Consider the following 14,799-nt stretch of genomic DNA (forward strand, 5'->3'; position numbering starts at 1 on the left):
CCCCCTCGTCACTCAAAGCGACAACCGTCACAGTGCGGTATCCGAGCCGCCCCGCTTGTTCCCCGTCGGGTCAACCGTACTTACCCTGACCCTGTCAATATCAAAGCGGGGCAACGTGAATCAGATGCAGGGCCAGCTCATCGCGGCCCGTTACCGGTTGGCCGAATCGATCGGCCGCGGCGGCATGGGCCGGGTGTGGCGGGCGCACGACGAGGTGCTCCACCGGACCGTCGCGATCAAGGAGCTGACGGCCGCGCTCTATGTGTCGGAGAGTGACCAGGCGGTGCTGCTGGCGCGCACCCGGGCCGAGGCGCGGGCGGCCGCCCGGATCAACCACTCGGCAGTGGTCACCGTGCACGACGTGCTGGAGCACGACGGCCGGCCGTGGATCGTCATGGAGTTGGTCGAGGGCCGCTCGCTGGCCGACGCGGTCAAGGAGGAGGGCCGCATCCCGCCCGCCGAGGCCGCCAGGATCGGCCTGTGGGTGCTGCGCGCCCTGGGCGCCGCGCACACCGCCGGTGTCCTGCACCGCGACGTCAAGCCCGGCAACGTGCTGCTCGGCCGGGAAGGCCGGGTGCTGCTCACCGACTTCGGCATCGCGCAGATCGAGGGCGACGCCACCATCACCCTCGCCGGAGAGGTCGTCGGCTCCGTCGAGTACCTCGCTCCGGAGCGGGTCCGCGGCCACGACCCCGGTCCGGCCTCCGACCTCTGGGCGCTCGGGGCGACGCTCTACAACGCGGTGGAGGGCCGTTCGCCGTTCCGCCGCACCTCGCCCATCTCCACCATGCAGGCCGTGGTCGAGGAGGAGGCCGACGCCCCCGCCAACGCCGGTGCGCTCGCGCCCGTCATCGCCGCCCTGCTGCGCAAGGATCCGGCCAGTCGTCCGAGCGCCGCCGAGGCCGAACGGATGCTCGCGGAGGTGGCGCGTGGCCGCCCGTCGGCCGTGCCCCAGCCGTACGTCCCGACGCAGGCGGTCCCCCGGGACGGTGTGGGCGGCGCGTCGCCCACGTCCACCACGACGCCGTACCCGCGGCAGTCCGACGGACCCTCCCCGTCCGCGCCCCGCCGTCCCCGGCGGCGGCGGACGCTCGCCCTGGTGGTCGTCCTCGCGGCACTCGTCGGCGGCGGTGCCGTGGGCATCCAGCAGTGGCAGGACCGCGGACAGCAGCAGGCGGGCGACCGGACCCCGGGCGACCGGACCCCGGGTGGCCGCAGCCCGAGCCCCTCGCCGAGCGACTCGGCCGGTCCCCCGGAAAGCGCCGGCACCCTCCCCGAGGGCTGGGAACGCCGCAACGACCCCTTCGGCTTCAGCATCGCGGTGCCCGGACCGGAGTGGCGGCGCACGGTGTACGACGAGGCCACGGGCCAGGTCGACTACTCGCCCGACGGCGGGGAGAACTTCTTCCGCATCGCCGTCGACCGCAGGCCCGACTACGACGACCCCTACGAGCACCAACTGGGGCTGGAGCCGCAGGTGCAGCGGCTGGCCCAGTACAAGCGCCTGATGCTGGAGAAGATCACCTACCGGGACCGGCCGGGTGCCCTCTGGGAGTACACCTGGACCGCGCTGGCGAACGCGAACACCCTGCCGGGTCCGCGCCGCGCGATCGACCACATGTACATCTCCCGCGACGGCGTCGAGTACGCGGTCTACGCCTCGGCCCCGGTCGCGGACTGGCCCGCCATGCGCGAGCGGTTCGACATCCTGCTGCGCAGCTGGCGGACCACCGGCTCCTGACGACTTCCCGTCGTCGAGCGTCTGTTGTCGGCCACCCGCGGTCGCGCCGCTCGGAGGGTGCCGCTCCGGCTGATGCATGATGGGGCGCATGGGGACCGAGCGGACGGGCGGGCGTGTGATAGCGGGCCGTTACCGGCTGGAGACGGTGCTCGGGCGCGGCGGCATGGGCGTGGTCTGGCGTGCCACCGACGAACTGCTCGGCAGGGTCGTCGCGGTCAAGGAACTCGCCCTGGACGACACGCTGTCGGAGGAGGAGGCCCGTCGGCGGCGGGACCGCACGCTGCGGGAGGCCCGCGCGGTGGCCCAGCTGCGGCATCCGCAGGTCATCGTGGTGCATGACGTCGTGGCGCACGAGGAACGCCCCTATCTGGTGATGGAGTTCGTCGACGGCGGCTCCCTCGCCGAGCGCATCGCCGCGCACGGCCCCGTCGACGCCCACGAGGCGGCCAGGATCGGTGTGGCGCTGCTGGGTGCCCTGCGCACCGCGCACGCCGCCGGGGTGCTGCACCGGGATCTCAAGCCCGCCAACGTCCTGGTGGAGAACGGCACCGGCCGGGTCGTCCTCACCGACTTCGGGGTCGCCCAGGTCGCCGGGACCACCACGCTCACCGAGAGCGGCTCCTTCGTCGGCTCGCCCGAGTACACCGCGCCGGAGCGCATGTCCGGGGCCGGCACCGGAGCCGCCTCCGACCTGTGGTCGCTCGGGGCGCTGCTGTGCGCGGCCGTGAGCGGTGAATCGCCGTTCCGGCGCGAGTCGCTGGGCGCGGTCGTGCACGCGGTGCTGTCCGACGACCTCCGACTGCCCGCCCAGGCCGCGCCGTTGCTGCCCGTCGTACGGGGACTGCTGGAGCGCGATCCGCAGCGGCGGCTGGACGCGACCGGGGCCGAGCGGATGCTGCGCGGCTTCCTGGACACCGGTCGTACGCCCGAGCCCGAGCGACAGGCCCCGCGCTCAAGGATGTTGGTGGCCGCGCTGGTGGCGGTGACGGCGGTGGCCGGCGTGTCGGCCGCGGTGCTGCTCCTCGACGGGGACGGCGACGGCGGCGGTCCACCGGCGACGCCCTCCCCGTCCACCTCCGTCAGCACCCCGCGGGCGACGCCGACACCGTCCGGCGAAGAGGGCGCAACGGGCTGAAACCGCCCGCGCGGACGGAATCCGGGCGATGCCGGGGTCACGGGTCTGTACCGCGTGTTCCGCCGAAGTGGATACGCGAGCGCCCGGCACGATATGGATGAACCATGAGCAACAACGGGGGAGCCCGCTACGGGGCCGACGAGCCGACGAGTTTCGGCCTGCAACCACCGAACCCGAACCCGCCCGCGGGCGTGCCGCAGCCGGGCAACCCGTACGCGACGCCCACTCAGGTCGTGCCGCAGCGGCAGGCCGTGCCGGAGCCGGGCGCGGGACGCCTGGTCGCCGGGCGGTACCGGCTGCTGTCCAAGCTCGGCCACGGCGGCATGGGCACGGTGTGGCGGGCCAAGGACGAGACGGTGGACCGGGAGGTCGCGGTCAAGGAGCCGCGTGTCCCCGACCACCTTCCCGAGCGTGAACGGGCCAACGCCTTCGAGCGGATGCGCCGTGAGGCCCGCGCGGCCGCGCGGCTCGACCACCCGGCGGTCGTCAACGTGCACGACGTCGCCGTGGTGGACGGGCAGCCCTGGATCGTCATGGAGCTGGTGCAGGGACGTTCGCTCGGCGCCGCGCTCCAGGAGGGCACGCTGAGCGCCCGGGAGGCCGCCAAGGTCGGCCTGGACGTGCTCGGCGCGCTGGAGGCGGCCCACGCGGCGGGCATCCTGCACCGGGACGTCAAGCCGGACAACGTGCTGCTCGGCCGGCACGACCGGGTGGTCCTCACCGACTTCGGGATCGCCCAGATCGAGGGCGAGACCAATCTGACCGACACGGGCGGCTTCGTCGGCTCGCCGGAGTACATCGCGCCCGAGAGGGTGCTCGGCCAGCGCCCCGGCCCGGCCTCCGACCTCTGGTCGCTGGGCGTGGTCCTGTACGCGGCGACCGAGGGCGTCTCGCCGTTCCGCCGCAGCAACACCCCGGCCACCCTCCAGTCCGTCCTCAACGCCACCCCGGCCCCGCCCGCCTCCGCGCAGGGGCCGCTCGCCGACGTCATCAACGGCCTGCTCCAGAAGGACCCGGCCCACCGTCCGGGCGCCGGCCAGGTCCGCGCCCTGCTGGAGGCGGCCGCGAACCCGCCCGCGCCCGCGCCGACCCAGGTGGTGACGCTGTCGGGCGGCGACCGCGGCGGAGACGACCGGGGCGGCGTCCGGCTCGGCCGCAAGGCGCTGACCGCGCTCGGCGCCGTGGTGGTGGCCTCCGTGCTGACGGCCGTCCTGGCGGTCGCCCAGCCGTTCAAGGGCGACGGGGAGTCGGGCGGTGTCTGGGAGAAGCACGAGCACAAGGACCTCGCCGCGACGCTGAGCGTGCCCAAGGGCTACGACCGCTACCTGCCCGGGGAGACGGACCAGGGCGAGCACTGGGTGCACTGGTCGGACCCCAGCGGCGTGATCTACATCCGCCTGGAGCTGCTGAAGAAGAGCGAGGACTCGCTCGGCTACATCGCCAGCTCCTCGATGGGCGAGGCCTACGACGAGAAGAAGGAGCTGGAGGGCGGTTCCAGCTCGGCGTTCAACATCTCGGACGACGAGCCGAGGAAGGTCGTGACGAAGGCGGCCACCTTCCAGGGGCACGAGGCCGCGGAGAGCACCTTCACCTACAGCGACGACAAGGACAGCCAGTTCCTCGTGCCCAAGGAGGTGAAGATCCTCTACTACCGGAGCGTGGGCGAGGACATGTACCGGCTGTCCGTCTCCTACCCGGGCGAGGGAGACCTCACCGAACGGGGCCGCGAGGTGGCCGACCGCGCGATGGCCGAGTTCGTGGTCGACGAGGCCGAGGCGCCCGCGAAAAACTGACGCTGTGGTCCGATTCGGGGAACAAGCCCCTGATCAGGCGGTTTGTTGCCAGTGATCGCTGGCGGTTTGTGTGCGCCCGGTGAATCACCATTACCGACGGGTACACAAAGCCTCCGACGCGGCATACCCTGCGCCTCATGACCGAAGCGCAGGCACCCGAGAAGGCCGCTCCCGGCACCAATCCCGTCGCCCCCGCCCCGGTGGGGGTCCGCACCGCCGCCGACGTGGTGACGCCGGACCTCGTGGCCCGGCTTACCAAGGGCGTCACGGGCTCCGGCCTGACGGCCAACCACACGCCGTTCACCGGCGAGAAGCTGGCCGACCTGCCCGAGTCGACGCCCGAGGACGTCGCCCGGGCCTTCGAGGCCGCCCGCGCCGCCCAGGCCGTCTGGGCCCAGGTGCCCGTACGGGAGCGCGCCGCCGTCCTGCTCCGCTTCCACGACCTCGTCCTGGAACGCCAGGCCGAGGTCCTCGACCTCATCCAGCTGGAGACCGGCAAGGCCCGGCTGCACGCCCACGAGGAGGTCCAGGCCGTCGCGGTCGCCGCCCGTCACTACGGACGCCGGGCGGCCGCGTACCTCAGGCCCAAGCGGCACGCGGGCGCCATCCCGACCCTGACCAAGGTCACCGAACTGCGCCACCCGCGCGGGGTCGTGGGCCAGATCGCCCCCTGGAACTACCCCCTCGAACTCTCCGTCGGCGACGCGATACCCGCCTTCGTCGCGGGCAACGCCGTCGTGATGAAGCCCGACACCGAGACCTGTCTGACCGCCCTGTGGGCCCGCGACCTGCTCCTCGAGGCCGGACTGCCCGCCGAGGTCTTCCAGGTCGTCATCGGCGACGGCCCGGTCGTCGGCCCCGAGGTCGTCAAGTACGCCGACTACGTCTCCTTCACCGGCTCCACCCGCACCGGCCGCGAGGTCGCCCAGGGCGCCGCGGCCCGCCTCGTCGGGGTCTCCCTCGAACTCGGCGGCAAGAACGCCATGCTCGTCCTCGAGGACGCCGACCTCGACAAGGCCGCCGCGGGCGCGGTCCGCTCCTGCTTCTCCTCCGCCGGGCAGCTGTGCATCTCCATCGAGCGGCTGTACGTCCACGAGTCGGTCGCCGACGCCTTCCTGGAGCGCTTCGCCGCCCGCACCCGGGCCATGCGGCTCGGCACCTCCCTCGCCTACGGCGCCGACATGGGCTCCCTGGTCGGCGAACGCCAGCTGGAGACCGTCACCCGGCATGTCGAGGAGGCCGTCGCCCAGGGCGCGAAGGTCCTCGCCGGCGGGGTCGCCCGCCCGGACGTCGGCCCGTACTTCTTCGAGCCGACCATCCTCGACGGCGTCACCGAACCCATGTCCGTCTGCGCCGAGGAGACGTTCGGCCCGGTCGTCTCCGTCTACCGGTTCACGACGGAGGAGGAGGCGATCGAGCGCGCCAACTCCACGCCGTACGGCCTCAACTCCTCCGTCTGGACGAAGGACGGCCGCCGCGGCCGCGCGATCGCCGCCCGGCTGACCACCGGCACGGTCAACGTCAACGAGGGCTACGCCTCCGCCTACGGCTCCGTCCAGTCCCCGATGGGCGGCATGAAGGACTCTGGCCTCGGCCGTCGCCACGGCTCCGAGGGCATCCTCAAGTACACAGAGGCCCAGACCGTCGCCCACCAGCGCGTGCTCCCGATGGCCCCCGCGCTGGGCATGGACGACGAGAAGTACGCGGCCTTCATGAGCCGCAGCCTCCGCCTGATGAAGGCGTTCCGGCTCAGGTAGCCGGGGCGCGGGGCCGTACCGTCGTGCGGCCCCGCCCGGGCGGGCGCGACCGGCCCCACCCTCACCCCGCACGGAAACCCCGCACGGACACTCGACGAGGAGCGCACACGTGCCCCAGGACACCTACGACTACGACGTCATCGTCGTCGGCTCAGGATTCGGCGGCTCCGTCACCGCCCTGCGCCTCACCGAGAAGGGCTACTCCGTCGGCGTCCTGGAGGCGGGCCGCCGCTGGACCCGCGACTCTCTCCCGAAGAACTCCTGGGACATCAAGAACTACCTCTGGGCACCCAGGCTCGGCCTGTACGGCATCCAGCGCATCCATCTGCTCGGCAACGTCATGGTCCTGGCCGGCGCGGGCGTCGGCGGCGGCTCCCTCAACTACGCCAACACCCTCTACGTCCCGCCGAAGCCGTTCTTCGACGACCCCCAGTGGCGCGACATCACGGACTGGCAGGAGGAGCTGAAGCCCTTCTACGACCAGGCCCGGCGCATGCTCGGCGTCCGGCTCAACCCGACGATGACCCCCTCGGACGTCCATCTGAAGGCGGCCGCGCAGCGGATGGGCGTCGGCGACACCTTCCACATGGCGCCGGTCGGCGTCTTCTTCGGCGACGGCGAGGACGCCGACGGCGGCACGAAGGCCAAGGCGGGCCAGCAGGTCGACGACCCCTACTTCGGCGGCGCGGGCCCCTCCCGCAACGCCTGCACCGAGTGCGGCGAGTGCATGACCGGCTGCCGGCACGGCGCGAAGAACACCCTCAACGAGAACTACCTGTACCTCGCCGAGAAGGCGGGCGCGGTCGTCCACCCGATGACGACGGTCGTGGCGGTCACCGAGGACTCCCAGGGCGGCTACGCCCTCACCACCCTGCCCACCGACAGGCGCGGGAAGGGCGAGGGCCGCACCTTCAAGGCCCGGCGGGTCGTCCTCGCCGCCGGCACCTACGGCACCCAGACCCTGCTGCACCGCATGAAGGCCGGCGGCAGGCTGCCGTATCTCTCCGACCGGCTCGGCGAACTGACCCGGACCAACTCCGAGGCCCTGGTCGGCGCCCAGACCACCGACCGGCGCTACCGCAAGGCCACCGGGCAGAAGCGGGCCGACTTCACCCGCGGCGTCGCCATCACGTCCTCCGTCCACCCGGACGCCGACACCCACATCGAGCCGGTGCGCTACGGCAAGGGCTCCAACTCGATGGGCGGCCTGTCCATCCTCCAGGTCCCCTACGCCGAGAACTCCTCCCGGCTGCTGGGCTGGCTGGCCAACGCCGCCAGGCACCCCGTCCTGGTGCTGCGTTCGCTGTCCAACCGCAAGTGGTCGGAGCGGACCATCATCGGCCTGGTGATGCAGTCGCTGGACAACTCCCTGACGACGTACCTGAAGCCGGACGGCGTCGGCAAGGGTCTGCTGACCGCCCGCCAGGGCCACGGCGCACCCAACCCCAGGCAGATCCGGGCCGCGCACGAGGGCGCGAACGCCCTCGCCGCCGAGATCAACGGCTTCGCCGGGTCCAACGTCGGCGAACTGATGGGCACCCCGCTGACCGCCCACTTCCTGGGCGGCTGCCCCATCGGCTCCTCCCGCGAGACCGGCGTCCTCGACCCGTACCACCGGCTGTACGGCCACCCCGGCATCTCGGTCGTCGACGGCGCCGCCGTCTCGGCGAACCTGGGCGTGAACCCGTCGCTGACGATCACCGCGCAGGCCGAGCGGGCGATGTCCTTCTGGCCGAACAAGGGCGAGGCCGACCCGCGCCCCGAGCAGGGATCGGCCTACGAGCGCGTCCAGCCGGTCGAGCCGAAGTCCCCGGCCGTGCCCGCGGACGCGTTCGGCGCGCTGCGGCTGCCGTTCCTGGGGATGCCGGCGGTGCCGCCGAAGAAGTGACCCGGTGAACAGCCAGAGGGACCTGCGCCCCCCTCCGAGCGCAGGTCCCTCTGGCTGTCCGCACGGCGTGTGCCGCCCGGATCACCGGGCCGCTCACGCCACGTCTCAGGTGTCGGTACCGCCCTTGCGCCGCCGTACGGCGAGCACCGCCCCCGCGCCCGCCACCACCGCGACCCCGCCGACGAGGGCGATCACCGGCAGCGCGGAGCTGGAGCCGGTGTGCGCGAGGTTGCCGTCCCCGGCCGCGGGGGCACCGGCGCCGCCCTGCGCCCTGTCGTCCGAGTCGCTCGGCGTGGCCGTACCCGGGTCGGGGTTGGCGGAGCCGGCCCTCAGGACCTCGAAGTCGTACTGGGCCCAGCCCTCCGCGATGCAGTCCTCGTCGCCGACCCGGTCGAGGTAGGCGCCGGAGCCGAAGGAGTACGCGTCACCGGCCCGCGCCCCGGCGTCGATGCTCAGCCGCAGTTCGACCGACCGGGAGGCGTGCGAGGCGAGCGTGGTGTCGAGGAAGTCGTCGCCCGCCCAGTCGCCGTCGCCGATCCGGGTCCAGCCGTCGCCGTCCTTGAACTCCAGCTCGGCGTACGGGCTGAGGAACGCCGACTCCTCCAGCTCGTAGTTCTCGACCTCGGCGTAGAGGTGGACGTCCTCGATCGGGGCGTCGGAGTCGTTGGTGACGACCAGCCGGAAGGCGTGGTGGCCGTCGCCCGCGACGATCTTGCCGGGCAGGCCCTTGATGTCCGCGGAGATCTTGGCGTCGTGTCCCGCGTCGACGTCCTCGCAGAAGGGGACGTCCGGCTCGGACGGCGCGGGGGACGCGGGCGTGCCGGAGGACTCCGACGGGTCCGCGGTCGGCTCGGGCTGCCCCGAGGAGCTCTCGGTGGCCGAGGGCGAGGACGTGGCGGTGGCCGTCGCGGTGCCGGTGGGGGTGCTGGTGGCGCTCGATGTTCCCGCGGCGGCCGGGGTGGCCGTGCCGGCCGGAGTCGCGGTGCCGGCCGGCGTCGCAGTGGCGGTGACGGTCGTCGTGTCCGAGACGGTCGCCGGGTCGGCCGGGTCCGCGAAGGCGACAGAGGCGGACAGCAGCGCGAGCGGCGTCACGACCGCCGTGGCGGCGGCCGCCGCCACGGCACGGCTGAGCTTCATGCGGACCTCTGGATCACGGGCGAGCTGTGGTTTGCCCGGTTGGATCGGTGAGGCCTGTGAAGGGTTGTCCTCCGCTTACCCGGTTTCTATGTGATCTGGGTCACTTGATGGGAGGTGTGGGGCGGGGGTGTGGGGCGGGGAGGGGCGGCGGGAGAGGGGGACGGTTCCCGCCGGCCGGCCCCGGGCGTCCCCGGAGCCGGCCGTTCTCTTGGGTGACCGGGCTGCTGTCCCCTGCCGTCCGGTCACGACCCCTGGAGCGAGGTCCCACGACGCACGGCACGTTCCGCACGTCTCATCGCTCCAGCGAGCCACGCGTGGTTCTCTCGGGCCCGTGCCTGGCTGACACGGACAATCAGAGCAACGAAGCCGTTCCCGTGCCGTCACGCTCCGTACGGGTGAGTCGGGGGTCGAACTCAGATCCGACCCCGGCACAGCTCGAGCAGCTTCATGGCGAGCGTGGTGCCCGGCCTGCCCAGGGCCTCGCTGTAGTGGCCGAGGACCTCCATCTCGCGGGAGAGGTTCACCCGGCGCCCGCCGGAGGTGATCCGGGCCTCCTGGATGACGGCCGACACGGCCACACGTTCCTGGATCAGCCCGATGATCCGGTCGTCCAGCGCGTCGATGCGCTCCCTGGCCCCGCTGATCACGTCGGCGGCCTCGGGGGTGCGGGCGCCGGTCCGCTCGGCGGCGGGGGCGGCGGTCTTCTGGGGGGCGGGGATCGTGGGGATGGCGTTCGTCTGGGCTGCGGTGGCGGTCACGGGGGCTCCTTGTCGGGGAAGGGCCGCCCCGGGACGACAGGACCCGGAAAACGTCAGGCGCCCCGGGCCTTGTCGGCCCGGGGCGCCTGGGAAGTCGCTTGGCGTCAGCTCAAGCAGCACGACCATGGCAGCCGGCGGGCCGGTTGCCATAGGTAAACAGGAAGGTCGTCCGCGTGAACATGGGGCCAGTATGCCGGGCGGGGGAGGGCGGGCCAAAGCGGTTCGGATGCTGAGACGGGGCGGTGGGGGTGTCTGTCGGCTGCCTGAGGTTGTCCGAGGCCGTCTGGGGTTGCCCGGGGCGGGCATGCGTCGGCGGAGGGCTGGGGGTCCGGGGGCGTGCCCGGCGGCTCCGGAGGGCGTGCACCGGGGGTGGAGGCTGCGGCTCCGGGGTGTGCTTGTCAGCGGTGGAGGCCGAGGCTCCGAACGGTGCTCACCGGCAGCGGAGGCCGAGGCTCCGAGGGGTGCTCACCGGCGGCCGGACCAGTCGCACCCGCGCGTCGGTAGAATCAGCCACACAGCCCCCGCCCGACCACCAGAAGGCACCCCGTGTCATCAGCGACTCCCGCTGCCGCCGCCCCCGACACCGTCCTGGTCGTCGACTTCGGTGCGCAGTACGCCCAGCTCATCGCCCGTCGAGTCCGCGAGGCCCGGGTCTACAGCGAGATCGTGCCGAGCACCATGCCGGTCCAGGAGATGCTCGCCAAGAACCCGGCGGCGATCATCCTCTCCGGCGGCCCCTCGTCCGTGTACGAGGAGGGCGCCCCCCGTCTCGACCGCGCGCTCTTCGAGGCCGGCGTCCCCGTCTTCGGCATGTGCTACGGCTTCCAGCTCATGGCCCAGAGCCTGGGCGGCACCGTCGACAACACCGGCGCCCGCGAGTACGGCCGTACCGACCTGCACGTCTCGAAGTCGTCCTCCACGCTGTTCGAGGGCACGCCCGCCGAGCAGCACGTGTGGATGTCGCACGGCGACGCCTGCTCCGCCGCCCCCGAGGGCTTCGCCGTCACGGCCTCCACGGACGTCGTCCCGGTCGCCGCGTTCGAGAACGACGAGAAGAAGCTCTACGGCGTCCAGTACCACCCCGAGGTCATGCACTCCACGCACGGTCAGCAGGTGCTGGAGCACTTCCTGTACCGGGGCGCGGGCCTGAAGCCGACGTGGACCACCGGCAACGTCATCGAGGAGCAGGTCACCGCGATCCGCGAGCTGGTCGGCGACCGGCGCGCGATCTGCGGTCTGTCCGGCGGTGTGGACTCCGCCGTCGCCGCCGCCCTCGTCCAGAAGGCCATCGGCTCCCAGCTGACCTGCGTCTACGTCGACCACGGCCTGATGCGCAAGGGCGAGACCGAGCAGGTCGAGAAGGACTTCGTCGCGGCCACCGGCGTGCACCTGAAGGTCGTCGACGCGGAGGAGCGGTTCCTGACGGCCCTCGCCGGCGTCTCCGACCCGGAGGAGAAGCGGAAGATCATCGGCCGCGAGTTCATCCGCGTCTTCGAGCAGGCGCAGGCCGAGATCATCGCGGACGAGGGCCCGGCGGTGGAGTTCCTCGTGCAGGGCACCCTGTACCCGGACGTCGTCGAGTCCGGCGGCGGCACCGGCACGGCGAACATCAAGTCGCACCACAACGTCGGCGGCCTGCCCGAGGACCTCGAGTTCAAGCTGATCGAGCCGCTGCGCCAGCTGTTCAAGGACGAGGTCCGCATGGTCGGCCAGGAGCTCGGCCTGCCGGAGGAGATCGTCCAGCGGCAGCCGTTCCCCGGCCCCGGCCTCGGCATCCGTATCGTCGGCGAGGTCACCAAGGACCGTCTGGACCTGCTGCGCGACGCCGACGCCATCGCCCGCGAGGAGCTCACGGCCGCCGGTCTCGACCGCGAGATCTGGCAGTGCCCGGTGGTCCTGCTGGCGGACGTCCGCAGCGTCGGCGTCCAGGGCGACGGCCGCACCTACGGCCACCCGATCGTCCTGCGTCCGGTGTCCAGCGAGGACGCCATGACCGCCGACTGGTCGCGCCTGCCGTACGACGTCCTCGCCCGGATCTCCACGCGGATCACCAACGAGGTGCGCGACGTCAACCGGGTCGTCGTCGACGTGACCAGCAAGCCCCCGGGCACCATCGAGTGGGAGTAGGACTCCCCGGGGCCCAGTGGTCACAGGATTAGGTCCGCTTGAGAGCGCGCACCGGCTCTCCGGGCTTCCAGACCTGGACGACGAGGTACTTGTCGTCCTCGACCGAGGTCCGCACGACCTCCGTCAGCTCGGTGCGGAAGAGGTGGAACGGCTCCGGCGGTTCCACCTCTTTCCTGTACGCCGCCTTCGTCCCCGGGTCGTCCACCTCCACCGCCCGCCCGCTGATCCGTACGTCCCCGCCGCCCATGCCCGTCCCCTCACCCGGGTTGGCCTGGAGTGCGAAACGGGGGTCCCGGCGCAGGTCGAGCGCCTTGAGAGAGTCCGGCATCATGCCGAGCCACAGCTCACCGCCTAGGAAGCGGACCTCCAGGCCCGTCGTGCGCGGCGAGCCGTCCTTGCGGAGCGTGGCGAGGATGTGGTGCGTGAACGCCCCGAACCGCTCCTCGACGGTCCGGGCGAGCTCGGGTTCGGCGGTGGTGAAGGTCTCCCAGTTCGCTGCCATACGGCGAGTGTGGCGCGGATACCGGACATCCACCGTCGGGTATCCGGGTGCTCGTGCCCCCGGCCAGGACCGGGGGTGAGGCGTCGCGAGCCCGGACGCGGGGCGCGCGCCGGGGGCGTGTCCCGCGCGTCGCGCGTCAGGCGCCCTGCGGCACCGGGCGGACGTACCGCTCCCGGCCCTGCTGGTCCCGCACCGGTGTGCAGCCCGCCGCCGTGAGCTGCCCGGCCAGCTTCGCGCGCCGGGCGGTGTTCACCCGCAGGGCGCCCAGCAGGACGACCGGCGGCAGCGCGGCCAGCGGCACCAGCACGGCGTACTTGCCGGTCACCACGGCCAACAGCAGCAGCACGAGCGGGAACGACCAGGACATCAGGACGAACTTCCTGCGGTCCACCGCCGAGCCGAAGGCGTCGTACCGGATGAGCGCCCCGAGCACGTCCACCTCGGGCTGCGCCTGCGGCAGCGGGGTGAGCGTGCCCGGCTGCATGCCCGGCACCGCACCGCCCGCCCCGGCCTGCGGGAACGCCGCCGCGTTGGCCGCCGCCCGGTGCGGCGCCCGCTCGTCGTGGTCCCGTACGAGGTAGACGTGCAGCGTCTTCTGCTCGCCCTCGACCCGGGCGTCCGCGTACCGGAACCCGTACGCCTCGGCGATGTACGCGAGCGAGGCGACCGTCTGCCGCTTCGCGTAGGGATGGTGGATCTCGACGACGTCCTGGGCCGCGACCTGCCGCATGACGGCGTTGATGTGCTGCTCGGCGAGGCTCACGAGGGCTCCTGACATGTGAGTGGCCGAAAATCGGCGCTGAACTTCTGATTCCGGATCCCAGACAGGTGAACCCCGGGTTTGGTTGTGCACTCGTCCCTTCGCGTACGTCATCTTTTGCGCAACGGCCTGTCCTCCTGGACGGACCGGCGGTAACTTCCGCCCCGTACAGCAACCCTTTTCTGGAGGCCCGATGCACGGGACGCCCCGGCCGACGCCGCCCCCCGCCCTCCCGACGGACAGGCTGCGGTTCGCCATGCCGCCCATGCACGACTCGGTCGACGACGAGCGCCGGCACCGCAAGGAACGGCTCGCGGGCGCCCTGCGGATCTTCGGCCGGCTCGGCTTCGAGGACGGCGTCTCCGGGCACATCACCGCCCGCGACCCCGAGTACAGCGACTGCTTCTGGGTGAACCCCTTCGGCATGCCCTTCCGTCACGTCACCGTCAGCGACCTCGTCCTCGCCAACTCCGACGGACAGGTCGTCGAGGGCCGCTACCACGTCAACCAGGCCGCCTTCACCGTCCACGCCCAGGTGCACGCCGCCCGCCCCGACGTCGTCGCCGTCGCCCACTGCCACTCCGTGCACGGCCGCGCCCTGGCCGCCCTCGGCGACCTCCTCGACCCCATCACCCAGGAGAGCTGCGCCTTCTACGAGGACCACGCCCTCTACGACGCCTACACCGGTGTCACCGTCGACACCGAGGAAGGCCGCCGCATCGCAGCCGCCCTGGACTCCCACAAGGCCCTCGTCCTGCGCAACCACGGGCTGCTCACCGTCGGCGACTCGGTCGACGCCGCCGCCTGGTGGTTCATCTCCATGGAGCGCTCCGCCCAGGTCCAGCTCACCGCCCGCGCGGCCGGCCGCCCCGTCCTCATCGACCACCGCATGGCCGTCGCCACCCGCGAACAGCTCGGCGGCGACCTCGTGGCCTGGATCAACTACCAGCCCCTGTGGAGGGACATCAGCCGCACCGAACCGGATCTGCTGAGCTAGGCCCTTCCGGCGGATCTCCATGCCGTCGTGGCCAGAGGGCCGGGCCCTGGGGGCTGCCGGGCTGCCCACGCCCGTTCCTCCTCCCTCGTGTCCCACCGGCCCCGCCAGGACACCCCGCGGAAAATCCGGCGTCCAGGTACTGAGCGCCCCCCGCCTTTCCTACGTATCGTCGACCGAGGGATCACGTCACGTGGGCGAGAGGTG

The 14,799-nt window shown here is 72.5% G+C and carries 11 protein-coding genes; 7 read left to right on the forward strand and 4 right to left on the reverse strand.

The window, feature by feature from the left end; all coding sequences use genetic code 11:
• The first annotated feature begins 124 nt into the window (after positions 1 to 124).
• From ACFYR0_RS00155 to ACFYR0_RS00175, 5 genes are all read left to right on the forward strand, one after another.
• Positions 125 to 1,741 (forward strand): serine/threonine-protein kinase, encoded by a 1,617-nt coding sequence (locus ACFYR0_RS00155; protein WP_389319786.1) that lies wholly within the window; start codon positions 125 to 127, stop codon positions 1,739 to 1,741.
• An 88-nt stretch (positions 1,742 to 1,829) separates the two neighbouring features.
• A complete protein-coding gene (locus ACFYR0_RS00160; protein WP_389319789.1) occupies positions 1,830 to 2,876 on the forward strand; it encodes a serine/threonine-protein kinase in 1,047 nt (348 codons plus the stop codon).
• Between the two features lie 104 nt (positions 2,877 to 2,980).
• Positions 2,981 to 4,669, forward strand: a complete 1,689-nt coding sequence (locus ACFYR0_RS00165; protein ID WP_389319792.1) for a serine/threonine-protein kinase — start codon at positions 2,981 to 2,983, stop codon at positions 4,667 to 4,669.
• A gap of 137 nt (positions 4,670 to 4,806) precedes the next feature.
• The gene (locus ACFYR0_RS00170; RefSeq protein WP_389319795.1) at positions 4,807 to 6,426 is read left to right on the forward strand and encodes a succinic semialdehyde dehydrogenase; all 1,620 of its coding nucleotides are present in this window, start codon (positions 4,807 to 4,809) and stop codon (positions 6,424 to 6,426) included.
• A gap of 109 nt (positions 6,427 to 6,535) precedes the next feature.
• Positions 6,536 to 8,314 (forward strand): GMC oxidoreductase, encoded by a 1,779-nt coding sequence (locus ACFYR0_RS00175; protein ID WP_389319798.1) that lies wholly within the window; start codon positions 6,536 to 6,538, stop codon positions 8,312 to 8,314.
• A 105-nt stretch (positions 8,315 to 8,419) separates the two neighbouring features.
• Here the strand turns inward: ACFYR0_RS00175 and ACFYR0_RS00180 are convergent, their stop codons facing one another.
• Together ACFYR0_RS00180 and ACFYR0_RS00185 are read right to left on the reverse strand one after the other, a co-directional pair.
• Complete coding sequence (locus tag ACFYR0_RS00180; RefSeq protein ID WP_389319801.1) at positions 8,420 to 9,451, reverse strand: LAETG motif-containing sortase-dependent surface protein; 1,032 nt, start codon at positions 9,449 to 9,451, stop codon at positions 8,420 to 8,422.
• A 413-nt stretch (positions 9,452 to 9,864) separates the two neighbouring features.
• Complete coding sequence (locus tag ACFYR0_RS00185; protein ID WP_389321060.1) at positions 9,865 to 10,170, reverse strand: chorismate mutase; 306 nt, start codon at positions 10,168 to 10,170, stop codon at positions 9,865 to 9,867.
• A 585-nt stretch (positions 10,171 to 10,755) separates the two neighbouring features.
• Between ACFYR0_RS00185 and guaA the strand changes: the two genes are divergently transcribed.
• On the forward strand, positions 10,756 to 12,336 hold the full coding sequence (guaA, locus tag ACFYR0_RS00190; protein WP_386377384.1) for a glutamine-hydrolyzing GMP synthase: 1,581 nt from the start codon (positions 10,756 to 10,758) through the stop codon (positions 12,334 to 12,336).
• A gap of 28 nt (positions 12,337 to 12,364) precedes the next feature.
• Here guaA and ACFYR0_RS00195 read toward each other — a convergent pair whose 3' ends face one another.
• Positions 12,365 to 12,838: a pyridoxamine 5'-phosphate oxidase family protein gene (locus tag ACFYR0_RS00195; protein WP_389319804.1), complete on the reverse strand. Its 474-nt coding sequence runs from the start codon at positions 12,836 to 12,838 to the stop codon at positions 12,365 to 12,367.
• A gap of 136 nt (positions 12,839 to 12,974) precedes the next feature.
• Complete coding sequence (locus tag ACFYR0_RS00200; protein WP_389319807.1) at positions 12,975 to 13,601, reverse strand: hypothetical protein; 627 nt, start codon at positions 13,599 to 13,601, stop codon at positions 12,975 to 12,977.
• A gap of 190 nt (positions 13,602 to 13,791) precedes the next feature.
• On the opposite strand from ACFYR0_RS00200, the gene ACFYR0_RS00205 reads away from it, so the two are divergent.
• Positions 13,792 to 14,595: a class II aldolase/adducin family protein gene (locus ACFYR0_RS00205; RefSeq protein WP_389319810.1), complete on the forward strand. Its 804-nt coding sequence runs from the start codon at positions 13,792 to 13,794 to the stop codon at positions 14,593 to 14,595.
• Positions 14,596 to 14,799 lie beyond the last annotated feature (204 nt).

Origin of the sequence: Streptomyces sp. NPDC005017, from assembly GCF_042873115.1 — a bacterium.
Lineage (GTDB): Bacteria > Actinomycetota > Actinomycetes > Streptomycetales > Streptomycetaceae > Streptomyces.

Excerpts from the sequence above, each read along its gene's own strand:
- ACFYR0_RS00155 (WP_389319786.1), top strand. The coding sequence starts at position 125 with ATGCAGGGCCAGCTCATCGCGGCCCGTTACCGGTTGGCCGAATCGATC.
- ACFYR0_RS00160 (WP_389319789.1), top strand. The coding sequence starts at position 1,830 with ATGGGGACCGAGCGGACGGGCGGGCGTGTGATAGCGGGCCGTTACCGG.
- ACFYR0_RS00165 (WP_389319792.1), top strand. The coding sequence starts at position 2,981 with ATGAGCAACAACGGGGGAGCCCGCTACGGGGCCGACGAGCCGACGAGT.
- ACFYR0_RS00170 (WP_389319795.1), top strand. The coding sequence starts at position 4,807 with ATGACCGAAGCGCAGGCACCCGAGAAGGCCGCTCCCGGCACCAATCCC.
- ACFYR0_RS00180 (WP_389319801.1), bottom strand. The coding sequence starts at position 9,451 with ATGAAGCTCAGCCGTGCCGTGGCGGCGGCCGCCGCCACGGCGGTCGTG.
- ACFYR0_RS00195 (WP_389319804.1), bottom strand. The coding sequence starts at position 12,838 with ATGGCAGCGAACTGGGAGACCTTCACCACCGCCGAACCCGAGCTCGCC.
- ACFYR0_RS00205 (WP_389319810.1), top strand. The coding sequence starts at position 13,792 with ATGCACGGGACGCCCCGGCCGACGCCGCCCCCCGCCCTCCCGACGGAC.